General features: G+C 32.8%; 16 protein-coding genes and 1 tRNA gene. 11 read left to right on the forward strand and 6 right to left on the reverse strand.

Annotated elements, in window-relative coordinates:
• Positions 1 to 18: 18 nt before the first annotated feature.
• The 3 genes from infB to rimP all read right to left on the reverse strand — a co-directional run bounded on the left by infB (position 19) and on the right by rimP (position 4,617).
• Positions 19 to 2,838: a translation initiation factor IF-2 gene (gene infB, locus D3P13_RS10495; protein WP_117882096.1), complete on the reverse strand. Its 2,820-nt coding sequence runs from the start codon at positions 2,836 to 2,838 to the stop codon at positions 19 to 21.
• A 62-nt stretch (positions 2,839 to 2,900) separates the two neighbouring features.
• Positions 2,901 to 4,148 carry a transcription termination factor NusA gene (gene nusA / locus D3P13_RS10500; RefSeq protein ID WP_117882098.1) on the reverse strand — a complete coding sequence of 416 codons (1,248 nt, stop codon included), beginning with the start codon at positions 4,146 to 4,148 and terminating at the stop codon, positions 2,901 to 2,903.
• A 10-nt stretch (positions 4,149 to 4,158) separates the two neighbouring features.
• The gene (gene rimP, locus D3P13_RS10505; protein ID WP_117882273.1) at positions 4,159 to 4,617 is read right to left on the reverse strand and encodes a ribosome assembly cofactor RimP; all 459 of its coding nucleotides are present in this window, start codon (positions 4,615 to 4,617) and stop codon (positions 4,159 to 4,161) included.
• Between the two features lie 162 nt (positions 4,618 to 4,779).
• On the opposite strand from rimP, the gene D3P13_RS10510 reads away from it, so the two are divergent.
• The 6 genes from D3P13_RS10510 to D3P13_RS10535 all read left to right on the forward strand — a co-directional run bounded on the left by D3P13_RS10510 (position 4,780) and on the right by D3P13_RS10535 (position 13,399).
• The gene (locus D3P13_RS10510) at positions 4,780 to 5,610 is read left to right on the forward strand and encodes a universal stress protein (protein ID WP_117882100.1); all 831 of its coding nucleotides are present in this window, start codon (positions 4,780 to 4,782) and stop codon (positions 5,608 to 5,610) included.
• A 111-nt stretch (positions 5,611 to 5,721) separates the two neighbouring features.
• Complete coding sequence (locus D3P13_RS10515) at positions 5,722 to 6,552, forward strand: universal stress protein (protein ID WP_117882102.1); 831 nt, start codon at positions 5,722 to 5,724, stop codon at positions 6,550 to 6,552.
• Between the two features lie 166 nt (positions 6,553 to 6,718).
• A complete protein-coding gene (locus tag D3P13_RS10520) occupies positions 6,719 to 7,732 on the forward strand; it encodes a LacI family DNA-binding transcriptional regulator (protein ID WP_117882104.1) in 1,014 nt (337 codons plus the stop codon).
• A gap of 213 nt (positions 7,733 to 7,945) precedes the next feature.
• Positions 7,946 to 10,633 (forward strand): hypothetical protein, encoded by a 2,688-nt coding sequence (locus tag D3P13_RS10525; protein ID WP_117882107.1) that lies wholly within the window; start codon positions 7,946 to 7,948, stop codon positions 10,631 to 10,633.
• Between the two features lie 128 nt (positions 10,634 to 10,761).
• Positions 10,762 to 12,585: a hypothetical protein gene (locus tag D3P13_RS10530; protein ID WP_117882109.1), complete on the forward strand. Its 1,824-nt coding sequence runs from the start codon at positions 10,762 to 10,764 to the stop codon at positions 12,583 to 12,585.
• 118 nt (positions 12,586 to 12,703) lie between these two features.
• Positions 12,704 to 13,399, forward strand: coding sequence for a carbohydrate-binding family 9-like protein (locus tag D3P13_RS10535; protein WP_117882111.1), 696 nt, complete (start codon positions 12,704 to 12,706; stop codon positions 13,397 to 13,399).
• Between the two features lie 505 nt (positions 13,400 to 13,904).
• Here D3P13_RS10535 and D3P13_RS10540 read toward each other — a convergent pair.
• Positions 13,905 to 13,979: transfer RNA gene (locus D3P13_RS10540), tRNA-Gln, on the reverse strand.
• A 250-nt stretch (positions 13,980 to 14,229) separates the two neighbouring features.
• On the opposite strand from D3P13_RS10540, the gene D3P13_RS10545 reads away from it, so the two are divergent.
• Positions 14,230 to 17,322 carry a DUF2723 domain-containing protein gene (locus tag D3P13_RS10545; RefSeq protein ID WP_117882113.1) on the forward strand — a complete coding sequence of 1,031 codons (3,093 nt, stop codon included), beginning with the start codon at positions 14,230 to 14,232 and terminating at the stop codon, positions 17,320 to 17,322.
• Positions 17,323 to 17,510: 188 nt separating this feature from the next.
• The gene (locus tag D3P13_RS10550) at positions 17,511 to 18,155 is read left to right on the forward strand and encodes a polysaccharide deacetylase family protein (protein WP_117882115.1); all 645 of its coding nucleotides are present in this window, start codon (positions 17,511 to 17,513) and stop codon (positions 18,153 to 18,155) included.
• An 89-nt stretch (positions 18,156 to 18,244) separates the two neighbouring features.
• Here the strand turns inward: D3P13_RS10550 and D3P13_RS10555 are convergent, their stop codons facing one another.
• Both D3P13_RS10555 and D3P13_RS10560 read right to left on the reverse strand, forming a co-directional pair.
• Positions 18,245 to 18,541: a thioredoxin family protein gene (locus tag D3P13_RS10555; protein WP_117882117.1), complete on the reverse strand. Its 297-nt coding sequence runs from the start codon at positions 18,539 to 18,541 to the stop codon at positions 18,245 to 18,247.
• A 272-nt stretch (positions 18,542 to 18,813) separates the two neighbouring features.
• Complete coding sequence (locus D3P13_RS10560) at positions 18,814 to 19,536, reverse strand: copper homeostasis protein CutC (protein WP_117882119.1); 723 nt, start codon at positions 19,534 to 19,536, stop codon at positions 18,814 to 18,816.
• 146 nt (positions 19,537 to 19,682) lie between these two features.
• Between D3P13_RS10560 and D3P13_RS10565 the strand changes: the two genes are divergently transcribed.
• The 3 genes from D3P13_RS10565 to polA all read left to right on the forward strand — a co-directional run bounded on the left by D3P13_RS10565 (position 19,683) and on the right by polA (position 25,074).
• Positions 19,683 to 21,020, forward strand: a complete 1,338-nt coding sequence (locus D3P13_RS10565; protein WP_117882121.1) for a sugar MFS transporter — start codon at positions 19,683 to 19,685, stop codon at positions 21,018 to 21,020.
• Between the two features lie 74 nt (positions 21,021 to 21,094).
• Complete coding sequence (locus D3P13_RS10570; RefSeq protein WP_117882123.1) at positions 21,095 to 22,105, forward strand: N(4)-(beta-N-acetylglucosaminyl)-L-asparaginase; 1,011 nt, start codon at positions 21,095 to 21,097, stop codon at positions 22,103 to 22,105.
• 131 nt (positions 22,106 to 22,236) lie between these two features.
• The gene (polA, locus tag D3P13_RS10575) at positions 22,237 to 25,074 is read left to right on the forward strand and encodes a DNA polymerase I (RefSeq protein WP_117882125.1); all 2,838 of its coding nucleotides are present in this window, start codon (positions 22,237 to 22,239) and stop codon (positions 25,072 to 25,074) included.
• Positions 25,075 to 25,109 lie beyond the last annotated feature (35 nt).

The following is a 25,109-nucleotide window of genomic DNA, read 5'->3' on the forward strand; positions in this document are numbered from 1 at the left end:
CTAAAAGAAACTAAATATTTATTTCAATTTCTTTTTAACTGCTACTTCTTGGTAGGCTTCAATAACATCCAACTCTTGAATATCATTATAGTTTTTAATTTGGATACCACAATCGTAACCTTTAGCTACTTCTTTAGCATCGTCTTTAAATCGTTTTAATGATGCTAATTCACCATCAAAAATTACTACACTATCTCTAATGATTCTAATTTTAGAATTTCTGAATATTTTACCATCAGTAACCATACAACCAGCGATTGTACCCACTTTAGATATTTTATAAGTTTCTCTAATTTCAGCATTACCTGTAACTTCCTCAATCATTTCAGGAGAAAGCATACCTTCCATAGCATCTTTAATTTCATCTATTACTTTATAAATAATAGAATAATTTCTGATATCTATTTCTTCTCTATCTGCTAAAATTCTAGCATTTCCAGAAGGTCTTACGTTAAATCCAATAACAATTGCATCAGATGCAGAAGCCAATAACACATCAGATTCTGTTATAGCACCTACTCCTTTATGAATAATATTAACTTGAATCTCTTCTGTCGATAATTTCTGTAATGAATCTGTTAAAGCTTCTACAGAACCATCCACATCACCTTTTAGAATAATATTAAGCTCTTTAAAGTCGCCTAAAGCAATTCTACGTCCAATTTCATCTAATGTAATATGACGTTGAGTTCTAACCGATTGTTCACGTTGTAATTGATCTCTTTTAGATGCAATTTGTTTCGCTTCACGCTCATCATCAAATACTCTGAATTTATCACCTGCTTGTGGAGCTCCATCTAAACCTAAAATAGAAACTGGAGTTGATGGACCCGCTTTTTTAAGATTTTTACCACGCTCATCATGCATGGCTTTTATTTTACCACTATGCTTACCTGCTAAAAGATAATCTCCAATTTTTAAGGTACCTGATTCTACTAAAATTGTAGACACATAACCTTTACCTTTATCTAGTAAAGCTTCTACAACAGTACCAATTGCATTTTTATTAGGATTTGCTTTTAGCTCTAATAATTCAGCCTCTAACATCACTTTTTCTAATAAATCTTCTACACCAGTACCTACTTTAGCTGAAATATCATGAGATTGTACTTTACCGCCCCAATCTTCAACTAAAAGATTCATTTGAGCTAATTCTTCTTTTACTTTATCAGGATTAGCATCTGGTTTATCTATTTTGTTAATAGCAAACACTAAAGGAACGCCTGCTGCTTGAGCATGGCTAATTGCCTCTTTTGTTTGTGGCATTATAGAGTCATCTGCAGCAATTACAATAATCACAATATCAGTTACTTGAGCACCACGTGCACGCATGGCAGTAAATGCCTCGTGACCTGGTGTATCTAAAAATGTAATTTTTTGTTTATTAGGAAGTGTAACACTATATGCACCAATATGCTGTGTTATACCACCTGATTCTCCACCGATAACATTTGCCTTTCTAATATAATCTAGTAAAGATGTTTTACCATGATCTACGTGACCCATCACCGTAACGATAGGAGCTCTAGGCTCTAAATCTTCAGGATTATCTTCTATTTCTTCAACAGCTTCTTCAACCTCAGCACTTACAAATTCAACTTCATAACCAAATTCTTCAGCAACAATAGTAAGTGTTTCAGCATCTAAACGCTGATTCATTGTTACCATCATTCCTAATGACATACATGCTGAAATAATATCCGTAACCGAAACACTCATCATAGTAGCCAACTCACTTGCAGTTACAAACTCAGTAACTTTAATTGTTTTACTTTCTGCTGCTGCAATTTCTTGATCAATTTCCGTTTGTTGACGGTGCTGATCTCGTTTCTCTCTACGGTATTTTGCTCCTTTTCCTTTTTTAGATTTACCTTGAAGTTTTTCTAAGGTTTCTCTAATTTGTTTTTGTACGTCTTCTTCTGTAGGTTCTGCTTTTACAACAGCTTTTCTGCCTCTACCTTTTGCACCTGGTCTAAAACCAGTGCTTCCACTCCCTGAACGTGCAGCACCACCGCCGCCAGTTGTAGGCTTATTTATTCTCTTACGTTTTCTTTTACTAGCGTCTCCAACAGGTCTTCTTACGGTACTTTCTTTTTTCTCAGGTTTCTTTTTAGGTTTTTCAAATTGCTTTAAATCAATTTTTTCTCCAACCTGTTTAGGACCTGTTAATTTTTGATATTTGGTTTCTATTTTAATAGGCTCAACCACCTTATCTTCAATCTTTTCTACAACCTTTTCTTCAACAACCTCTTCTACTTTCTTTTCAGGTTTAGGCTCTTCTTTTTTAACAGCCTTCTTTTTACCACCTATTTTATCAATGTCTATTTTACCAACTTGTTTTAGACCTGATAATTTCTCTCTTTTTATAACTTCCGGCTCTACCTTTTTCGGGATCTCTTTTTTAGCAACAGGTTCTTCCACTACTTTTTCAACTTTAGCTTCCTCCTTAACTACTTTTTCCGCTTTTTTAACTTCTTTGCCCTCAATATCTATTTTACCAACTGTTTTTACACCAGCTAATTTTTCAGACTCAGTCTTAAAAATTTCCCTTTTCGCTTCTTGCTGTAAACGTTTTTTCTCTTGCTCTTGTTCTTGAACAATACGCAATGCTTCTTTCTCCTTACGTTTTTCTTCACCAACTTCTTTCGAAGCTACTTTTTTACTCTTATCGGTTTGAAATTCGTCCAACAGCACAGAATAAACCTCACCAGAAATCTTAGTTGTAGGTCTTGCATCTACTTCAAAGCCCTTACTGGCAAGATGTTCTACAGCTCTATCTAATGAGATGTTTAATTCTCTTAAAACTTTATTAAGCCTCAATGTTTTATTTTCAGCCATACAATTATTTAAATTACTACTTTACTTTTATTCGTTAAACCGATTACTACATTATTCTAATGTTAATCTTCAAACTCTTCTCTTAATATTTTTTGAACGTCGATTATAGTTTCTTCTTCTAAATCTGTTCTTTTCACTAAGTCACTAACATCCAAATCTAATACACTTCTCGCTGTATCTAATCCAATATTTTTAAATTCAGCAATTACCCAAGCTTCTATTTCATCAGAAAATTCTGTTAATTCTACATCTTCATCTGCAATACCTTCTCGCTGTACATCTAGCTCATAACCGGTCAATTGACTTGCTAAACGAATATTTACACCACCTTTACCAATAGCCTTTGATACCTGGTCTGGCATCAAAAACACATCAACTCTAGGCTTTTCACCTTCAACAGCTTCTTTAATTACCATAGAAGTAACCTTAGCTGGACTTAATGCTCTTGCTATAAATATTTGATCGTTCTTAGTGTAATTGATAACATCAATATTTTCATTACCTAATTCACGTACTATACCATGAATACGAGATCCTTTCATACCCACACAAGCACCAACAGGATCTATTCTATCATCATAAGAATCTACCGCTACTTTTGCTTTTTCACCTGGTATTCTAGCAACACGTTCAATAGTTATTAAACCATCGAAAACTTCTGGAATTTCTTGTTCAAATAATTTAACTAAAAATTCAGGTGCCGTTCTAGACATTATAATAGTTGGTTTGTTTCCACGTAACTCAACTGATTTTATGATACCACGAACAGACTCTCCTTTTCTAAAATAATCAGATCTTATCTGCTCACTCTTTGGCAACACAATCTCATTTCCATCATCATCGAGTAAAATTACAGCATTATGTCTAATATGATGCACTTCAGCACTATAAATTTCACCTTCTAAATCTTTAAATTGTTTAAAGATGTTTGTATTATCATGCTCATGAATTTTAGAAATCAGATTTTGACGTAAAGCCAAAATTGCTCTTCTACCTAAATCTTCTAATTTCACTTCCTCAGATACATCTTCACCAACTTCAAAATCAGGCTCAATTTTACGAGCATCAGATAATGAAATCTCCTCATTTGGTTCTTCTACTTCGCCATCATTAACAACGATTCTATTTCTCCAAATTTCTAAATCTCCTTTATCGGGATTTATAATAATATCAAAGTTATCATCAGAACCATACTTTCTTTTTAAGGCAGCTCTAAATACATCTTCCAGTATCGCCATAAGCGTTACTCTATCAATACTTTTATCATCTTTAAACTCAGAAAAAGACTCTATTAATGCGATGTTTTCCATCCTCTTTCAATTAAAATTTTAATTTCACTTTTGCTCGTTTTATACTTTCGTATCTTAAAACTGCTGTTTTAACAACAGTAACCTTCCCTTTACCAATTGGTTTTGGCTCTCTAACTTTCCATTCTAAGGTAATCGCTTCGTCATTAGCTTCTAAAAGTTTGCCTTCAAATTTATCAGTTTCTGTTTGAACCTCTAAATTTTTACCCAAATTTTTATAGTACTGTCTATTATTAACGAATGGTTCTGACAGTCCTGGTGAAGACACTTCTAATGAAAAGTCAGTAGTTTCTCTATCTAAATTACTATCAACACTTCGACTAATCCTCATACACTCCTTAATCGATACTCCTTCATCTCCATCAACAATAATAGTTATTGTATTATCTGGCGAGATTTTTAAATCAATTAAAAACAATTTAGGGTTTTCTTGAATTGCTTCTTCAACTAGTTTTTCGACTTGTTCTCTCACTTTTTTTATATAAAAAGAGGGGACTTTTCGTCCCCTCCATTCCAAACTATCTCTGTTTTCGACTGCAAATATATAAATTCTAACTCAGAATGACAAGAATCAGCGTTTTTTATCGTTATAAAGTTATAACTTTAAGCTTAACACAATTTAAATCCTATTCTAATGAAAAAAATACTTGTTCCTATCGACTTTTCGGATGAAGCAAAATATGCCTGTAAAGTAGCCGCTTCGATAGCTAAAAAAACAGGAAGTGAAATTATTTTATTGCACATGTTAGACATCCCAACAGATGCTATTGACCCTCTTGAATCAGACATTACCAGAGGCGGTGCTCAAACCATCCTTTTTATGAAAGGTATTCATAGACGTTTTGAAAAATTAAAAAAACAACCTTTCTTTGATGGTGTAAAAATAAATGAAAATGTTAAATTTCATAAAGCTTTTGAAGGCGTTATTGAAGAAAGTAAAAATAACAATGTTGATTTAATTGTTATGGGCTCTCAAGGCTCTACAGGTCTAAAAGAAATGTTAGTGGGCTCAAATACTGAAAAAGTTGTTAGACAATCAGACATTCCTGTTTTGGTTATTAAACAAGATATTGACAACTTTGAGATTAATAATATTATTTTTGCTTCAGACTTTGGGGAAGGCAGCAAAAAATCATTTCATAATGTAATTGATTTTGCAAATATGTTTAAAGCAAAATTACATTTACTTTTTATCAACACTGCTCGAAACTTTGAACCTACAGAAGTCACTAATACTAAATTGAAAAATTTTGTAGCCGATTTTGAAATCAAAGATTTCACCTTAAACACCTATAATGACTATACTATTGAAGAAGGTATTTTAAATTATGGTAAAAAAATTAATGCCGATATTATAGCAATAAACACACATGGAAGAAGTGGGTTAGCACAATTATTTAATGAAAGTATAAGTAAAGAGCTGGCAAATCATGCATTACGACCAGTAGTAACTTTTAAAATTTAAATATAAATTACATATTATTTACAAAAGGCTCTTTTAAATAAAAGGAGCCTTTTTTAATTGAGAAAAATTGATTAAATTAGAGAATTATAATTGACCCATTAACCACCACCTATGAAAACAATTCTTGTACCCATCGATTTTTCTGAAGAAGCAAAATACGCTTGTAAAGTTGCAGCCTCAATTGCAAAACAAACCAATAGTCAAATTATCTTACTACACATGTTAGACATCCCCTCTACCTCAGTAGACCCAATGACTGAAAGCAATTTGGGTGGTGGTGCACAAACGATATTTTACATGAAAACGATTCACAAAAAATTCGCAGAATTTAAAGCGTTTCCTTTTTTTGATGGTATAAAGGTGATTGAGTCTGTGATTTTTAAAAAAGCTTTTCAAGGTGTTATTGAAGAAAGTAGTAAAAACAAAGTGGAACTTATTGTTATGGGGTCACAAGGTGCCACCGGAATAAAAGAGATGCTAGTTGGCTCTAATACTGAAAAAGTAGTGAGACAATCTGATATTCCTGTTTTAGTTATCAAACAAGATATTGAGAATTTTAAAATTAAAAATATGATCTTCGCTTCGGATTTTAGCGAAAACAGTAAGAAAAATTTCCAAAAAGTGATTGACTTTGCTACACTTTTTAACGCTAAAATTCATTTTCTTTACATAAACACTATTCATAATTTTGAGTCTACTAGAGATTCAAGAGAAAAAATAAACAACTATATTTCATCTTTTAAACTAGAAGACTACACTGCTAACATTTATAATGACACCAGTATTGAAGAAGGTATTTTAAACTACGGTAAAGAAATAGACGCAGACGTTATCGCCATAAACACTCACGGAAGAAGTGGTTTATCACAATTATTCAACGAAAGTATTAGTAAAGAATTAGCGAATCACGCTCTAAGACCTGTTGTGACGTTTAAAATATAAAAAAAATCACATTTTAAATCTATTAATTAAATTAATCACAATTTATTGGCGATCAAGGCCCTATATTTACACTAAAATATTGATTTAATTATCTTATTTCATCCTATATCATCAAAGTCCTTGTATTTTACTATTTTTGAATAAATTATAAGTCGGAATTTACTTTATGAACAACCATGTTACCTTAAAACAATTAGCCAAAGAGTTAGGCCTATCGATCTCTACAGTATCGAAGGCTTTAAAAAATAGTTATGAAATAAATGACAAAACAATTTTAAGGGTTCAGGCATTAGCTAAAAAACACAATTACCGCCCTAATAGAATGGCGTTAAGTTTGAAAAACAATCAAACTAAAACTATTGGTGTAATTATACCTAACATCTTAAATTATTTTTTCTCTAAAGTGCTTTTAGGTATTGAAGACGAAGCTAATAAAAATGGCTATCAAATAATTATTTGTCTTTCTAACAACAAATATGAAAAAGAACTACAAAGTTTAGAATTACTAAGCGATGGTAGTGTAGATGGTTTTATTCTTTCAATTGCAAGAGAAACACAACGCGAAAAACATCATAATCATTTTAATAAAATTATAAAAGAAGGCTACCCTATTGTAATGTTCGATCGTGTTTCTGAAAATGTAAATTGTGACAAAGTTGTTATTGATGATTTTGAAGCAACATTTAATGCAACAAACTACCTATTAAAGCAAGGTCGAAAAAAAATTGCACTCATAAGCACGGTTAGCAATTTAGATATTGGAAAACAACGGACTGATGGCTATACGGAGGCATTAAAAAAACACCAGAATTATCAAAATGATGCTATTGTAGTCCCTATTACGGATAAGACTAAATATGAAAGTACTATAAGTGATATATTTAAAGAGCATAAAAATATAGATGCCATTTTAACCACGAATAATGTTTCTGCAGTAACTGCATTAAAAATGGCTCAACTGAATGGATATAAAGTACCTAAAGACATTTCTGTTATTGGTTTTTCTGACGATCAAATTTCTAGATTATCTCACCCAAAACTAAGTACGATAGATCAAAATGCTTTTGAGATGGGTAAAAAAGCAGTAGAATCACTAATATCTAGACTTGCAGAAAAATCAACTACTGCTTTCAAAACACAGGTTGTAAAAACAGACTTATTGGTTAGGGAGACTACATAGGTGAAATCAAAATTAAGAAACTGTTAAGCCCATAAATTGATTTAAAATAACTTTATACCTCTTAATATTTCATACCAATTACTGACCCTTAGTGAAAATATAAAAAAAATAATTGTAACTTGGTAGTTTAAACCCTATTAACCTACACAATTATTAAGACTTAAAAAGAAGTGAGATAATTCTGTGTAATCCCCAGTTTTAAATCATATAAATATGACTCGCAAATTCAACTACCTCGCCTACCTAGCACTTGCATTAATTTTACTTCAACAAACATCCGTTTTAGCACAGAAAATTGATAATTATAAATATACGAATCAGTATGACCTTATTGAAAATACTGTTAAGAATGAAAATAACTTTAACGGTTATACCAACTATTGGCATAATAATTACAACAATGTATACCGATATGGAAACCTATATAAAATGGAGATTCCAGATATTGAAAAAACGATTTTACAAAGTAAAGTAGATATTGCAGAGGATTTTGGTATTCCAGGATTGGTAATGCAAGAAGGTTTTATAAGCAATCTAATATCAGATGAGTACATAACACTGAACGAACCTTCTCTTAAAAACTTAGAGGAAGCACTCGAGAAAAACATAAATGTTATTGTTTTTGTGAATCCTAATTCTGATGTAGGTGAAAAAGTTATGGCAAAATTGCCAAAGACAAATAATTGGACTAACGAACTGACGAGTCATCAATTTAACGCAATTGATTTTGTTAAGATTAATGCTTTTTATCTTGAACTTAATCAGACAAAATTATTTGTTGTTAGTTCGAAAGATAAAACGACACGTAATAAATTTAAGACTCAAATTGACAACACTGAAATAGTTATTAAAAAATATGATTTTCATAAAGGTTGGTTTGGTGCGTTTACACTACTCAATAGCGTAACTATTACAAAAGGACATCCTATAGAAGTGATAGGTACTGGAATGAATGAAGGTAACAGTTGGTTTGTTTTTGATGGTTATATGGATTTTTTATCAAAAGATGAAATAGCCAAATGGGTAAAAAAAGTAGATTTACCTATCATCACTGATGTTGGTGCTTCTAATGTTTTTGGGGCTAAGGATTATGAAGGGTTTCAAATACAACAAATGTATGATGCCGAATCATGGGTCAAATTTGCTAAGGAAAAAGAAGGCTATGTATTCCGACAAGTATACGATACACTCGCTGACCCCTATAAATATGACGGATACTTTGCCAACGAAGGCAATAAAGAACAGATTGACAATAAAAATGTGCCATTTGTTTTAAAAACAGGTGCATTAGATAAAGGTGCCTTATCTAGCATGGTTTTATTCATAGAAAAAGGCGAAAAACTGAGTCAAAAATCTTTGTGGAATGCCATTCTCGATAGACGAGAAGTAGGTGTTTTAGAACAAGGTAAAATGATAGGACCAGCTACCTATAGAAATGCTCTACAAATGCTAGTGCTAGACAGAATTTTTCTCGAAAATTATTTTGGTGACCCTGTTAATGTAGTTGCCGAAGTAAAAGGCTATAATTTACAAGTAACAATTACAAATACTGCTAAAGTTCCGTTATCTGGAACTTTAGAAATAGCACTTCCCCCAGAAATAAAAATTGAGGGAAAATCTTCTGTTCAAATTAATCTTGACTCAAAAAGTTCAAAAACTCAATATTTTAACTTGGAACCAGAGGCAACAGCAACGAATAATACGAACCCTATCGCTGTACATTATAAATATAATGGGAAAAAGAAAAGTACCTTAACCATGTTGGATTTACCTCCTGCCATTTCGGTTCACCGACTTCTATATAGTCATGCTCCAAAGGTCAGCTACCCTGTAACTATTCATAATTTTACCAATAAATCTTCTTTCCCTGTGAATATTGAAGTTGTAAATATTAAAAATGAAAGGAAAGTTGTTTTTAAAACTTCCCAAATCTGCAATGCCACTATGGGCACTTTTAAAGACCTATTATTTGACTTGAAATTAAGAGCTGGAAATTATAAAGTAAAGGTATCTGCTTTAGGCCTTAATTACACATCACAATTGGGTGTTGGCAAAGCAAAAGGAAAACCTACTTTATCTGAAATTGATTTAAACAATGATGGTGTAAATGAGTATCGCATGGAAAACGATAGCGTACAGGTTACATTACTTGCAACAGGAGCAAGAGTTATTGAATATATTATTAAAAGTAGAAACGATAATATTCTTTTTAAACTATGGCCTAAAAAAGCTATTGATGATAAACGGTCTTTTAGAAAAAGGGGATATTATCCATACGGTGGATTTGAAGATTTTCTTGGTCAAGGGAGTATGGAAACCCACCAGGTATATAATTCTGAAATTATTAAAAAGGAAGGTGATTACGTACAAGTTAGAATGTGGACCGATTATTTTGGCAACCGCCTAGAAAAGACATTTACGCTTTACGGAAATTCTCCGTTACTGGAAATTAGGTTTGCATTAACTTTTATAAATCCCGAAGCTAATATGCTGGGTCCTCAACCCATACTTGAATTAGGAAAAAAACATTGGACAGAAGATGCATTTATGGTCCCTGAATTCGACGGCATCAATGAATATAGAATGAAGCCAGAAAAATACTATGGCCAGGCATTTGATGTAAAAGAAGGATGGAATGCAGGTTACGACACGGAAGAAGATATCACTTTTGTAGGTGCCTTTCCAGTTGATCAACCGTTATTTCTTCATATGTGGATGAACCATCCTAGAAATAGAGATGCACATCATTATTACACTGAATTTCAACCATGGCTACCTATCTTTCAAAAAAGCACGATGTATTTTTCGTATTATATTTGGGGAGCTGGAGGACCATGGGAAAATGGAGTTCAATCTTTAAGAGATCTTAATTTGATTAGCACAAGAAAAACGAAACTGTAAAATAAACAATCTTCAACTATTAATTTTATCAATATAAAAGCCCATAATGGGTATTTAATTAAAACAAACCAACACCAATCAACCAACATAAATAATTGAACACAATAGGTTGGCAAAAATTTAATCAGATGAAAAAAAGTCCATTTTATATATTAATTACTTTATCTTTTATATGCTTTTTTACGATACCTAGTTATGGTAATAATGGTAAAACGGCGGACTTGGAAATTGAAAAACTTGAATTGGGTTATCCTAGCCCCGCTATTCCTTTTTATCATTTATTGGCAGATGTAAAATTGCCTAATGCCTCAATCATAGAAGTAGAAGTTATTGTAAATGGAAAAACACTACGTTTTACCGATTTACATAGATCAAAAGACATCATGAATAGAAATAGACCAGCTCTGACACATCGCCCGCCTTCTGGTTATGGTTTATCTCAAGATGGAACATTATATACGAATCCTCATATTGTGGGCTGGGTAAAATGGGAACCAGGAAAACAATATAAAATAACCATAAAAGTAAGAACTAAAAAAGATATTCACGCATCAAAAAAAGATGTAATTCTAACGAGTACTAAAACAATTACAGCACCATCTGATGTTACAACTTTTGACAATAGTTGGAAAAACTACAAGTCAATCATTTTGTCTGAAACTGCCGGGCTAGACAGAAAAAATGAGCCTGTAGAAGTATTACTTCCATTTTATCCAGATGAAGCATTACATCTTAAACGTGAAATACGAGTGGTTTCCATTGACACCGAAACTCATGAGATAGAAGAAGTTCCAAGTCAGGTTTACGACATTAAAAAATTCTTAAAAGAAGATGATTTAGAACCAGATGCTGACGGAAAACCAACGCGAGAATCCCCAATTTGGTACGGTACCATTACGGCACGTGTGGCCTTTTTAGCGAATGTTCCGGCTAAATCGAGCAAAGTGTTTTTGATTTATTATAACAACGAAAATGCTTTAACAAAAATGTACGAAACTGATCTTAAAGTTCAAGGAGAAGCACCTGGACTTAGAATAGATAATGATATTTACACCATCGGTTTACACCCAGACTCAGGTCATTTAGATCAAATAACTTTAAAAAGTAAGCCAAATTATCCATTATTCCACCGCATGGAAACGAATGGTGCTATACATTGGAACCCTGGCACATGGGCTCCTCCACGTCCTTGGACCCATACCGCAGATTGGAAGCCACCTAAGAATGTAAATTATATTTCTGGACCAATTATCTCAACAGCCGAAATGTGGGACAACTTAAGAGAATTGCCAGAGGTTGACGCTTCAGTTCGTTATCAGTTTTATCCTGGCTTGCCTTATTTTATTAGTTCAACTACCATGAGAATTAATAAAAGAATTGATGCTATTGCACTTAGAAATGGCGAAATTGTATTTAAGCGAGAGCAGATGACCCATGCAGCATGGTACGATGTGATTAGCGACAGTGTTATTGTTTATAATGTTAAAGACATGCCAGATCTTACAGATATAAATATGGAAGCTGACACACCATGGATTACCTTTTATAATGAAGAAACTGGAATTGGTTTTAGTGGCATACAATTAAATTATTCAAATGCCGGATTAGAATCGAGACCTCGATTGCTCAATCCTTATATGTATATTACTGGCGGACCTTGGATTTATTGGGCTCGTGCATTATCCTTAAGTTTTTTATCATCAAATATGCAACAAGTAATCCCCGTTTTAGAAGGAAACTTCTTTGCCGAGAAATGGGCATATCTTACCTATGAAATTGAAAAAGGAGATAAACCCTATAGTCCAGTTTTATACTGGCAGAAAAGATTAAAGAATCCATTAAGAATTCGTTTAGTTGAGGAGGTAGATGACCGCGTTTCTAGAACGGTCAATGAAATTTTTATTGATGATGGAAAAAGTGGATGGGAGAATAGAAAAACAGGTAAACATTAATAAAACAAAATCTTAACATATAAAACAAGCATGTTAAGAGTATAGTCACGGAAGGGAATGATGAATAGCGAAAAGTCTCGACGCTTCGGGATGCCCCTTAAACAATAAATGTAAACTCATGAAATATCTATTGATTTTAGCTCTACTGTTCTGCTTGTCTTGTTCTTCACAAACCAAAACTTATCTCGTCAAGAAAACAGATAATGCTATTATAGTTACTGGAAATGGATCTGATAAGGCTTGGGAAGACGCCAATATTTTAACCGCATTTTTATACCCATGGCAATCTAAGAACCTACCTGCTACAGCATTTAAAGCTTTGTGGTCAGATACCCATTTGTATTTTCTGTACCTTGTAGAGGATAGCGAAATCATCACACCCGAAAGAGGTCTTGGAGAACTTGATGCTGTTAAATCAGATAGAGTTGAGATATTCTTTAAGGCAGCCGATGAAACTAAACCCTATTTTTCTTTAGAAATGGATGCTCTAGGAAGGTGTCTTGATTCTGACGCACAGTTTTTTAAAAATAATATTGATATCGATTGGAATTGGCCAAAAGATGATTTCGTTTTAAAAGCATCTCAAAATGAAGAAGGTTATACAGTAGAAGGGTCTATAAGTTTGGCTTCGCTTAGGAAGTTAGGTATTTATCAAGACGATGAAATTTTAAATGCTGGATTATACAGAGGCGAATATTATAGTAAAGAAGATGGTAAAACTGGAATAAAATGGATTAGTTGGGTAATAGCTAACCCTGATAAACCTAACTTTCATGTTCCTAATTCTTTTGGGATTCTTAAATTAGAAAAGTAAATATAACTTTGTAAAAACTAATTAGTTCAAATGTTACAATAACAGAAATTTTTAACGAAAGACGTCTATTGATAATTTAAGTCCAAATAAATCTCTTTTCGATTTAATGGACTTAAGTTGACAAGATGAGGAACATTTATTTTATGATAAAAGTTGAAATTTAATAGTTTACTACCTTTTAATAGATGGACAAAAAGGATTAAATATTATTTGTTATTTTTTAGAGGCAAAGGAAGTAATAATGTCCAATAAAATTGAATATGAATCCCTTATTAATAGGGTATTTCACTTAAACAAGAATAGTAAACTCGAGGGTGTTTTTGAACTAACTGAACCAAAACTGATTAATTAGGAATTTATGATTCAGGTGTTGCCTAAATTCTTTATTTTAAGAAATAAAATTAGAGTAATAGTGATTCAAAAAGCATGATCAAAATAAATAAAATGTCACAAAAACTTATAAAAACAAAAAAACGCCTAATAATCAATAGATTAAAAGACGTTTTGGTTGTCCCACAAGGACTCGAACCTTGAATGTCGGTACCAAAAACCGGTGTGTTACCAATTACACCATGGGACAAAATTCTATTTGCTTCTTTAAAAGCAGGTGCAAATTTAAACCAAACTTTTAAATTGACAAGTTTTTTTTAAGAAATTTTGCATCAAAAATTCTTTACTTCTATATACGATGTATAACGTCTAGATTCAAATACTAAAACAAACATGCCTTTTTAACATATTTTTAATATCAATTCTTTCTTAACATCAGTCCATCTCAAAAGAATATCAATAATAATTTAGTAAATTCGCCCACAAATAACTAATCATAGATGATGTCTTTCAATTATAAAAAGTGGAATAATATTTTAGGCTGGGTAACATTTGCAATAGCATTATTAACTTACACACTTACTTTAGAACCAACAGTTAGTTATTGGGATGTTGGTGAATATATCTCTACCGCTGTAAAATTAGAAGTTGGACACCCTCCTGGAGCACCCTTATTTCAAATGCTTGGTGCATTTTTTGCAATGTTTACCACAGATCCTGAAAATATAGCGATGATGTCTAACTTTATGTCCGCGTTGTCTAGTGCTTTTACCATTCTCTTTTTATTCTGGACCATCACTATTTTATCTAAAAAAATTATTTTAAATAATAATAATAATAATAATACGATTAACCAAAGTAATGCCATAGCTATTTTAGGTAGCGGTCTGGTTGGTGCTTTAGCCTATACATTTTCTGATAGCTTTTGGTTTAGTGCAGTTGAAGCAGAAGTTTATGCCATGTCTTCATTTTTAATGGCTCTATTATTTTGGTTAGGTTTACGATGGGAAGCAGAAATGGATAAACCTAGAGGTCACAAATGGCTGCTTATTATTGCATTTGTAGTAGGTTTATCATTTGGCGTACACATACTTTCATTATTGGTAATTCCTTCTATTGTATTTATCTATTTTTATAAAAGGTATGAAAATATTACCTCTAAAAAATTCATTATTGCCAATATAGTTTCCATTCTCGTACTGGCATTTGTATTTAAATTTTTATTCCCATATACCTTAGCATTTTTTAGTGCCTCAGAACTGTTTTTTGTAAACAGTATGGGAATGCCTTTTAATTCAGGAAGTATAATTGCAGGACTCATTGTTATTGCCGTATTTTATTTTGCAATTCGTCATACGCGAAAGAAAAATTTGATACACGCTAACCTCATCATTTTATGCTTACTCTTTATTATGATTGGTTTTTCTTCATGGGTAATGCTACCAATTCGTGCCAACGCAAACACAACTATTAACGAAAACAATCCATCAAGTGCTAGAGAATTACTAGCCTATTATAACCGTGAACAATATGGTGATGCTAGTATTTTTTACGATTCTTATTATTCTGAAACGCGTCAACAAGATCCAAATGATCCTTATCGTGATGATAAACCAAAGTATGAAAAGGATGAAAAAGCCGGTAAATATGTAATTGTAAACCATTACAAAGACGCCCGCCCAAATTATACTGATAAAAACAAAGGTTTTATTCCACGTATGGTTGATCCAAATCCTGGAGTTGTTGCTAATTACAAAGCGATTGCAGGCATACCAGCCAACAGTAAACGAAGACCTACTTTTGGTGAGAATTTAGGTTTTATGATTGACTTTCAATTTGGCTATATGTACGGCAGGTATTTTATGTGGAACTTTGCTGGTAGGCAAGATGACATTCAAGGAAATCTAGACAATCATGGAAATTGGCTAAGTGGCGTTACTTTTATTGACGAAATGCGACTGGGTTCTCAGCGTAATTTACCAGCAGAAGTTAAAGAAAATAAAGGTAGAAACACCTATTACTTTTTTCCTTTAATTTTAGGTCTAATCGGACTCCTATTTCATATTAAATATGATAAAAAGAATTTCTATATCCTATTTTTGTTTTTTGCATTTACAGGACTGGCAATTATATTTTACACCAACCCTAAGCCTTTTGAACCGCGTGAACGTGATTATGCTGTTGTAGGTTCTTTTTATGTTTTTGCTATGTGGATAGGTTTTGGCGTACTCGCCATTTACCAGCAATTTAAAGACAAAATAAATCCGAAAACACTGGCAATTGCCACATCCGCTATTTGCTTATTAGCTGTTCCTACTTTAATGGCATCGCAAAACTGGGACGACCACGACCGTTCAGGTAGATATGCTACTAGAAACAACGCAAAAGCTTATTTAGATTCGGCTCAAGAAAATGCAATTATGTTTACTATTGGTGATAATGATACCTTCCCACTATGGTATATGCAAGAAGTTGAAAATTACAGAACAGACATTAAATTAGTAAATACCAGTTTATTTGCAACCGATTGGTATATCGATCAACAAAAAAGAAAAACATATTTGGCTGATCCGATTCCTGGACAATTGGTTCATGACGATTATAAAACTGGCTCTTTAGATGTAGCATATCATATTGCTAATCCTGCCTTTAAAGATACCGCTATGGATATTAGGGCTTTTATGAATTGGATAGCCAGTAAAGATTCTAGAACCTATTTAGATTTAGATGAAGATGGTATACCTGAAAAATACTATCCCACTAATAAAATCAGGATTCCAATTGACAAAGCAGCAGTACTTAGAAACAATATTGTACCCCAAAAAGATGCAGATAAAATAGCACCTTATATAGATATTGAAGTTGACAAGCTAGGTTTACAGAAACATCGTATTCTAATGTTAGATATTTTGGCTCATAACGATTGGACTAGACCTATTTATTTCACCGGTGGTGCCAATGCTGATGACGAATATATTTGGCTTAAAGATTATCTTCAATTAGATGGATTGGCTTATAAATTCGTTCCAATATTAACACCAAGTAAAAGCTCTAACGGACGTCCAAAAAGTGTTTTAGACCTAGGTAGAATAGATACCGAAACCATGTACAACAATGTAAAAAAATGGGATTGGAGAAACAGCAATGGTGATATTTACGTAGATGTAGAAACACGTAAAAATGGCATTACCTTTAGAAATAGTTTAATACGATTGGCAGAAGCCTTTATTAAAGAAGGTAATAAAGAAAAAGCAGAAGAAATATTAGACCTTTCTATTGAAAAAATGCCTATAAAACGATATGGTCATTTTGGACTTGTATTAGGTTACCCAGATGCTTATTACCAAATTGGCAATAAAGAAAAAGCTAAAAATGTTGCCAATACCTTAGTTGATATTTTTCAAGATAGAATTGAATTTTATAGTGGGTTAGACAATTATGGTGTCTCACAACATTATGATGATATTGAAGGTACGTTAATGATGTATAACAACATCGTTGCTACCGTTGATGAAAATGACAAGGAATTTGCTGAGGAACTTAAAAAAGGATATATTGCTTCAATACGCTCTTTAGAAGGTGTTATTGAGTAATTGTTAGCGTTTAACAGTATAACGTCATTCAGAGAGTGAACAAACAGCATATTGACAGCTATTTAACATTCATGATGAGCGAAGAATCTTATTAAACTTTATTCAAATAATAATGAGATTCCTCGTTCCTCGGAATGACATTATTTTCAATACAAAAACACTAGTCGTTAATCCGTTTTCTATCTACAATGAACTCTTATTTTACAAAAATTCCAAAATGGATTAGGTCAGTTTACCCAAAACAAATATGGAATTTTTCTAATTCTAGAAAAGAGATTTTTCTCACTTTTGATGATGGCCCTACTCCCGAAATAACAGATTGGGTTTTAAACACGTTAGAACAATTTGATGCAAAAGCCACATTTTTCTGTATTGGTAATAACATTGAAAAGAATCCAACCATATTTAAGAACATCATTAAAGCGGGACATTCAGTTGGCAACCATACCTACAACCATGAGAAAGGTTGGAAAACCAAGAATGAAGATTATTTAAATTCGGCTCTAAAAACAGATAGAATCATTGAGAAGTTAAACCTTAAACCGAATAACTCCAAACTGTTTCGCCCTCCTTACGGTAAAATAAAAAGATCACAAACAAAACTTCTCTTAAAGAAAGGATACAAAATTGTCATGTGGTCTATTTTAAGTTGGGATTTCGACACATCTACTACTACTAATCAATGCTTTAACAATGTAATAAAAAACAATGAGCAAGGTGACATTATTGTATTTCATGATAGTGTAAAAGCCTTTGAAAGGCTACAAATAGTACTTCCGAAGGTGTTGGAATATTTTAGTGATAAAGGATTTGTATTTAAAAGGATAAGTTAATTAGCAATTTATCATAAACAGTAGTGAAACTCCTCGTACTACTCTTTAATAGCATAACAAGGTTGAAAAATTAATACATCATGCCTCAATTAAACGTACTGCTCTACTAAACTTATTAAGGTATTCGCATCTTGTTCTCCAGATTGACGCCATTTCATTTCGCCATTCTTGTAAATGATAAATGTCGGGTTACCTTTTATACGTAAAGCGTTTGCTAAGATTTCGTTTTTGTCAATATCTATCTTTATGACCTTGGCTTTATCTCCTAAAGCTGCAGCAACATCTCTTAACACTTTATGGAAAGTATTGTTATTTTCATTCCAATCCGCGTAAAAATCAATTAAAGTAGGAATACTTGAACTGATTAACTCACCAAATTTTGCCATAAAATATATTATTAAATATTAAACAATCTACTACGAGTTAAAGGGTTAGTTATACAAATATAACATTTTTAGATTATTTTTTAACCTTTTAACGTAATAACAAACATTTCTACTATAACCACTGACAATTGATAAACTAAATACGATATATCGATGATATCAATTGCTCAATAAAAAAAAAAAAATAAACTTATAATCATAATAAACAGAAACTACGTTTGCATAGGTAGCAAAACAAACTCAAAGCAATCCATAAATATATTTTTTAGCATTTATTTAACCATATTAACCATATTAATAATCTTCTCAGAATCGGAAATCGCCAACATTGTTTCGTCAAAAAAACGGTCGCTATTCATAGTAACATTAACTTTCTTTTGGGTACAGTATAATGAAGTTGCAGAAAAATGGATTTGTTTAAATCCAGCATTTTTAAATTCCAAAATAGTATCTATGTTCACACCACCACCTGGCATAATTTCAATAAATGCACCCGCCTTATCTTTAAGTTTTTTCAATAATTCAATTCCTCTTAAAGCTTGATCTTCTTGTCCTGAAGTTAAAATTCTTTTAACTCCAACTTCCTTCAACTCATCCAAGCTCTTAAGAGGATTAACCACCCAATCAAAGGCTCTATGAAAAGTAAAAGACATAGGTATTGCTAACTCAACTAACTCTTTTGTTCTTTCTAAATCAATTGAATTATCAGAATTTAAAATACCAGAAACTACACCTTCACACCCAAGCTTTTTACATAACACAATATCTTGCTTCATCACCTCAAAATCAGCGTTAGAATATGTAAAATCTCCACTTCTTGGACGAATTAAAACATGCACAGGAATCCTTAAATCTTGTTTTATCTTTTTTATCAATCCATAAGATGGTGTAATACCACCAACTGCCAATTCTGAACACAATTCAATTCGATCAGCCCCAGAAGCTTCAGCATTTACTGCAGATTGGTAACTATTTGCACAAATCTCTATTTTCATGGTTTACTATTTTAGCATTCCTTTTAGCATTAATCTACTGTTGTTAATCTAAAATCTGACAAAGTTATCACTGTTTTTAGTATCTTGCTTCACTTAATAAAAATCACTACTAAATAGTAATAATATTCAACTCAAAAATACAACTAATGAATCAAGAAAAATCATATCGCAGTTCCTTTATATTATTAACCGTATTATTTTTCCTGTGGGGATTTATAACCGTATTAGTTGATTCTCTAATTCCTCGCTTACGTGAATTGTTTACACTTTCTTACTTCCAAGCAGGTATGGTGCAATTTGCATTTTTTGGAGCCTACTTTATATTGTCAATCCCTGCCAGTTTTATACTTTCTAAAATTGGATATAAACGCGGAATTATATTAGGATTAATAACTATGGCTGTTGGATGTTTACTATTTTATCCTGCGGCATCCTATCGTGAATTTAGCATTTTTATGTTGGCCTATTTTATTTTGGCAGGTGGAATGACTGTGTTACAAGTAGCAGCAAATCCTTATGTTGCTGCCTTAGGTAGTGAAGATGGTGCTTCAAGTCGATTAAATTTATCACAAGCCTTTAACTCCGTTGGTACAGCTATTGCTCCTATAATTGGTGCATTATATATCTTAAGTGACAAAATAAAAACACCAGAAGAAATTAGTTCATTAGTGGGTGCTGCAAAGGAAACTTATTTGACTGCAGAAGCTGCGGCAGTGCAAACGCCTTTTATAGGCTTGGCAATTTTTATAGGATTAATTGCCGTTGTTTTCTTTTTTGCAAAATTACCAAAACTGATAAGTGAAGAGTCTACAGGTACCTATGCTCAAGCCTTTAAACAAAAGAATTTAATGTTGGGTGTTTTAGGGATTTTCTTTTATGTGGGTGCTGAAGTTGCCATTGGTAGCTATTTAATCAATTATTTTTTAGATATGAACCTCGTGCCTTTGGTAAGAGATAGTTCAGTAATGATGAATACAGCAAATTTTATAGCTAACCTTTTCCAAAAATCATTGGATGGTGCAGATGATAAGGCACTGTTAGGTATTTTTGTATTGTTCTATTGGACGGGGGCAATGGTAGGTCGTTTTGTAGGGTCATATTTAACCACTGTAATGAAACCAGGAAAAGTACTGGGTGTTTTTGCAACACTTGCCGTTACCTTAATTGTTATTTCAATGAGTACAACAGGGCTAGTTTCTATGTGGACAATTATAGCCGTAGGATTGTTTAACTCTATTATGTTTCCAACGATATTTACCTTAGCCATCGACGGTCTTGGTCCATTAAAACCAAAAGCTTCTGGTTTACTTTGTACAGCTATTGTAGGTGGTGCTATTATTCCACCTTTATTTGGATTACTTACTGATAATGTTGGCTTTAAAACGGCATTAATTTTTGTTATTTGTTGCTATGGATACATATTATTTTATGGATTGAAAAATACACGTAGTAAACATAAAAATGTTACAGAATACAGTTTGTAAAAAAACAGTCTGTATTGCTAAAACGGAAATGGAAATGCATGAATTAATCTAAATAACGACCAATAAATCAATATATGAAACGTAGAAATTTTATAAAAAACGCTTCCTTAAGTGGAGTTGGGCTAGCCATAGGAACTTCGTTAACAAACTGTGCAGAGAAAGCTCCTATTAAGAATGAAAAAATAATTGCATCCTCTGAAAAAGCGTCTTTACCATTGGTAATTGCAACTTGGAATTTCCCGAACGCCACAACCAAAGCTTGGGAAACATTTCAAGAAGGAAAATCGGCTCTTGATGCCGTTGAACAAGGTTGTAAAGTTGAAGAAGCTGATTTAAATAACACTACCGTAGGTAATGGAGCTTCACCAGACAGAGATGGTAATGTTACCCTAGATTCTTGTATAATGAACTCCAAAGGTGATTGCGGATCAGTTGTCTATTTACAAAACATTACACATGCTATTTCAGTAGCAAGAAAAGTGATGGAAGATACGCCTCATGTGATGTTAGCAGGTAAAGGAGCTGAACAATTTGCTTATGAAAGTGGATTTAAAAAAGAAGATTTATTAACTGAATCGTCTAAAAAAGCATGGGAAGAGTGGAAAGTAAAATCAGAATATAAACCAATTATTAATATTGAAAATCACGATACCATTGGTATGCTAGCGGTTGATAAGAATGGAGACATTTGTGGGGCATGTACAACAAGCGGATTAGCTTATAAAATGGCGGGACGTGTTGGTGATTCTCCTATTATTGGTGCTGGATTGTTTGTTGATAATGAAATTGGTGCTGCCGTTGCCACGGGATTGGGTGAAGAAGTTATGAAAACCGTAGGTAGTTTTTTAGTTGTAGAATTAATGCGACAAGGTAAATCTCCGCAAGAAGCTTGTGAAGAAGCCATAAAACGAATTGTATCCAAACCAAATAGCAATTATAAAAACTTTCAAGTCGGTTATATTGCCGTTAACAAAAAAGGAGAAACAGGCTCCTACTCTATCCATAAAAACTTTAGTATGAGCAAATTTCAGGATGGCAAAAACACAAATACCCAATCTGATTATTTTATTAAAGAAGAAAAATAATTTAAACCAAATACATACAATAATATAGACCTCACAATTCTTTAAGATTTGTGAGGTTTTTTATTAGCAAATAAAATATTTTATTTGTCTAAACAATCTTTGTAGATTTGAGCATACTTGAAAATACAACAATGTCTGCACAAAAACGCTTATTCTTACTCGATGCTTTTGCTTTAATCTTTAGAGGTTATTACGCTTTTATAAAAAACCCTATCATAAATTCTAAAGGTATGGACACCTCAGCCATAATGGGATTTATGAATTCATTACTAGATGTAATAAAAAGAGAAAACCCTGATCACTTAGCTGTGTGTTTTGACAAAGGTGGTAGTGTAGATCGTGTGGAAATGTTTGCAGAATATAAAGCCAACAGAGACGAAACACCCGAAGCTATAAAAATTGCCGTGCCTTACATACAAGAAATTTTAAAAGCCATGCACATTCCAATTATGGTAAAAGAAGGCTTTGAAGCAGACGATGTTATTGGCACACTAGCTAAAAAAGCTGAAAAAGAGGGTTACCAAACTTTTATGGTTACGCCCGATAAAGATTTTGCTCAATTGGTTTCTGAGAACATTTTTATGTATAGACCTAGATTTGGGGGAGGCTATGAAACTTGGGGTGTACCTGAGATACTTGAAAAGTTTGAAATTACTGACCCTTTACAGGTTATAGATTTTTTGGCAATGAAAGGTGATGCTATTGACAATATTCCTGGTTTACCAGGCGTGGGAGATAAAACAGCCAAAAAGTTCTTAGCTGCTTATGGTAGTATTGAAGGATTATTCGAAAACAGTCACGAACTTAAAGGTAAGATGAAAGAAAAGGTAGAGGCCAACGTTGAACTTGGACTTTTATCAAAAAAATTGGCGACAATCATGTTAGATGTTCCTGTGGAATTTGATGCTAAAGATTTTGAACTCGACCAACCCAACTTGCCTAAAGTTACTGAGATTTTTGAAGAATTAGAGTTTAGAAGATTATTGGTTAATCTTGAAAAAACTTTCGCCCCAAAAGATGAAAACATGGAAGTAAAGCCTCAAATACAAACAAAAAAAGAAGGAGCTAAAAACAATCCAACAGACAATATTCAATTTGACTTATTTGCAGCTCCTGGAACAGGAAGTAGCGAACCAAAAGTGATAGTTAACGGATTTAACTCCATTGAAAACACTACTCATTTTTACCAATTGGCAAACACGCCTCTTTCAAGAAAACTATTATTAAAACAACTACTAGCTCAAAAATCAGTGTGTTTTGATACGGAAACTACGGGTTTAAAATCTTTGGAAGTAGAATTAATTGGCATTGCTTTTTCATGGGAACACCACAAAGGTTTTTATGTTCATTTTCCAGAAAACCAAGAAGAGACGTTGCAAATTCTTGAAGAGTTTAGACCCTTTTTTGAAGACGAAGCCATTGAAAAAGTAGGTCATAATTTAAAATATGATATTAAGGTATTGTCCAATTATAATATCCCGGTAAAAGGTAAATTATTTGACACCATGATTGCACATTATCTGATAAACCCAGATATGCGTCACGGTATGGATATGCTAGCAGAAACGTATCTTAACTATCAACCGGTTCCAATTACAGAATTGATTGGTAAAAAAGGAAAAAACCAAGGCAACATGCGTGATGTTAAATTGGAAAAACAAACTGAATATGCGGTTGAAGATGCTGACATTACATTACAACTTAAAACACATTTTACTAAGGAATTAGAAGGTAGCAACCTTACCAAATTATTCAATGATGTAGAAATGCCATTGGTAGTAGTACTTTCTGCTATGGAAATTGAAGGAATTAACATAAATACTAGTTTTCTAAAAGAACTATCAGTAGCTTTAAATAAAGACATTGAACGTTTAGAAAAAAGTATTTATGAGCAAGCAGGAGAAGAATTTAATTTAGCATCTCCAAAACAATTGGGGCCTATTTTATTTGACAAGCTTAAATTAGTAGACAAACCAAAAAAGACAAAAACAGGTCAATATTCTACTGCTGAAGATGTCTTATCCTTCTTAGCGAAAGACCATCAAATTATTAGAGATATTCAAGAATTTAGACAATATAAAAAATTACAAAGTACCTACGTAGATGCGTTGCCTAATGAAGTAAACCCGAAAACAAATAGAATACACACAGTATATGCTCAAGCGGTCGCCGCTACGGGTAGATTGAGTTCTAACAATCCTAATTTACAGAACATTCCGATACGAACTGAACGCGGAAGACAAGTACGAAAAGCATTTATCCCAAGAGATAAAAATTATACATTGTTGGCAGCGGATTATTCTCAAATTGAATTGCGAATTATTGCCGCATTAAGCAAAGAGGATAACATGATAAATGCATTTAAAAACAAAGAAGATATCCATGCTTCTACTGCAGCTAAAGTTTTTAATGTCCCAATTAGTGAAGTAACTCGTGAACAACGTGGCAATGCGAAAACAGTAAATTTCGGAATTATATATGGGGTTTCTGCATTTGGCTTGAGTAATCAAACCTCGCTGTCACGAAGCGAAGCAAAGGAATTGATTGATACCTATTATGAAACCTACCCTAAATTACGCAGTTATATGGATGGTCAAATTCATTTTGCTAGAGAAAATGGTTATGTGGAGACCGTGTTAGGTAGACGTCGATATTTAAAAGATATAAATTCTCGTAACGCTATAGTTCGAGGAGCCGCGGAACGTAATGCTGTAAATGCCCCTATCCAAGGAAGTGCCGCTGACATTATTAAATTAGCAATGATTAATATTTACAAACGCTTTCAACAAGAAAAATTTAAAAGTAAAATGTTATTGCAAGTTCATGATGAATTAGTTTTTGATGCACACAATGATGAACTGGAAATTATAAAACCCATCATTAAACAAGAAATGGAAAATGCATACAAATTATCCGTACCTTTAGATGTTGAGATTGGATTAGGTGAAGATTGGCTAGTGGCTCATTAGAACTCAATCAAACTTCAAGATAGATAAAAAAGTAA

The organism is Aureibaculum luteum, assembly GCF_003449015.1.
Lineage (GTDB): Bacteria > Bacteroidota > Bacteroidia > Flavobacteriales > Flavobacteriaceae > Aureibaculum > Aureibaculum luteum.

What these genes read in the sequence shown, in the direction of transcription:
- infB (WP_117882096.1), bottom strand. Translation starts at nt 2,838, where the DNA reads ATGGCTGAAAATAAAACATTGAGGCTTAATAAAGTTTTAAGAGAATTA.
- nusA (WP_117882098.1), bottom strand. Translation starts at nt 4,148, where the DNA reads ATGGAAAACATCGCATTAATAGAGTCTTTTTCTGAGTTTAAAGATGAT.
- D3P13_RS10510 (WP_117882100.1), top strand. Translation starts at nt 4,780, where the DNA reads ATGAAAAAAATACTTGTTCCTATCGACTTTTCGGATGAAGCAAAATAT.
- D3P13_RS10515 (WP_117882102.1), top strand. Translation starts at nt 5,722, where the DNA reads ATGAAAACAATTCTTGTACCCATCGATTTTTCTGAAGAAGCAAAATAC.
- D3P13_RS10520 (WP_117882104.1), top strand. Translation starts at nt 6,719, where the DNA reads ATGAACAACCATGTTACCTTAAAACAATTAGCCAAAGAGTTAGGCCTA.
- D3P13_RS10525 (WP_117882107.1), top strand. Translation starts at nt 7,946, where the DNA reads ATGACTCGCAAATTCAACTACCTCGCCTACCTAGCACTTGCATTAATT.
- D3P13_RS10530 (WP_117882109.1), top strand. Translation starts at nt 10,762, where the DNA reads ATGAAAAAAAGTCCATTTTATATATTAATTACTTTATCTTTTATATGC.
- D3P13_RS10535 (WP_117882111.1), top strand. Translation starts at nt 12,704, where the DNA reads ATGAAATATCTATTGATTTTAGCTCTACTGTTCTGCTTGTCTTGTTCT.
- D3P13_RS10545 (WP_117882113.1), top strand. Translation starts at nt 14,230, where the DNA reads ATGATGTCTTTCAATTATAAAAAGTGGAATAATATTTTAGGCTGGGTA.
- D3P13_RS10550 (WP_117882115.1), top strand. Translation starts at nt 17,511, where the DNA reads ATGAACTCTTATTTTACAAAAATTCCAAAATGGATTAGGTCAGTTTAC.
- D3P13_RS10555 (WP_117882117.1), bottom strand. Translation starts at nt 18,541, where the DNA reads ATGGCAAAATTTGGTGAGTTAATCAGTTCAAGTATTCCTACTTTAATT.
- D3P13_RS10560 (WP_117882119.1), bottom strand. Translation starts at nt 19,536, where the DNA reads ATGAAAATAGAGATTTGTGCAAATAGTTACCAATCTGCAGTAAATGCT.
- D3P13_RS10565 (WP_117882121.1), top strand. Translation starts at nt 19,683, where the DNA reads ATGAATCAAGAAAAATCATATCGCAGTTCCTTTATATTATTAACCGTA.
- D3P13_RS10570 (WP_117882123.1), top strand. Translation starts at nt 21,095, where the DNA reads ATGAAACGTAGAAATTTTATAAAAAACGCTTCCTTAAGTGGAGTTGGG.
- polA (WP_117882125.1), top strand. Translation starts at nt 22,237, where the DNA reads ATGTCTGCACAAAAACGCTTATTCTTACTCGATGCTTTTGCTTTAATC.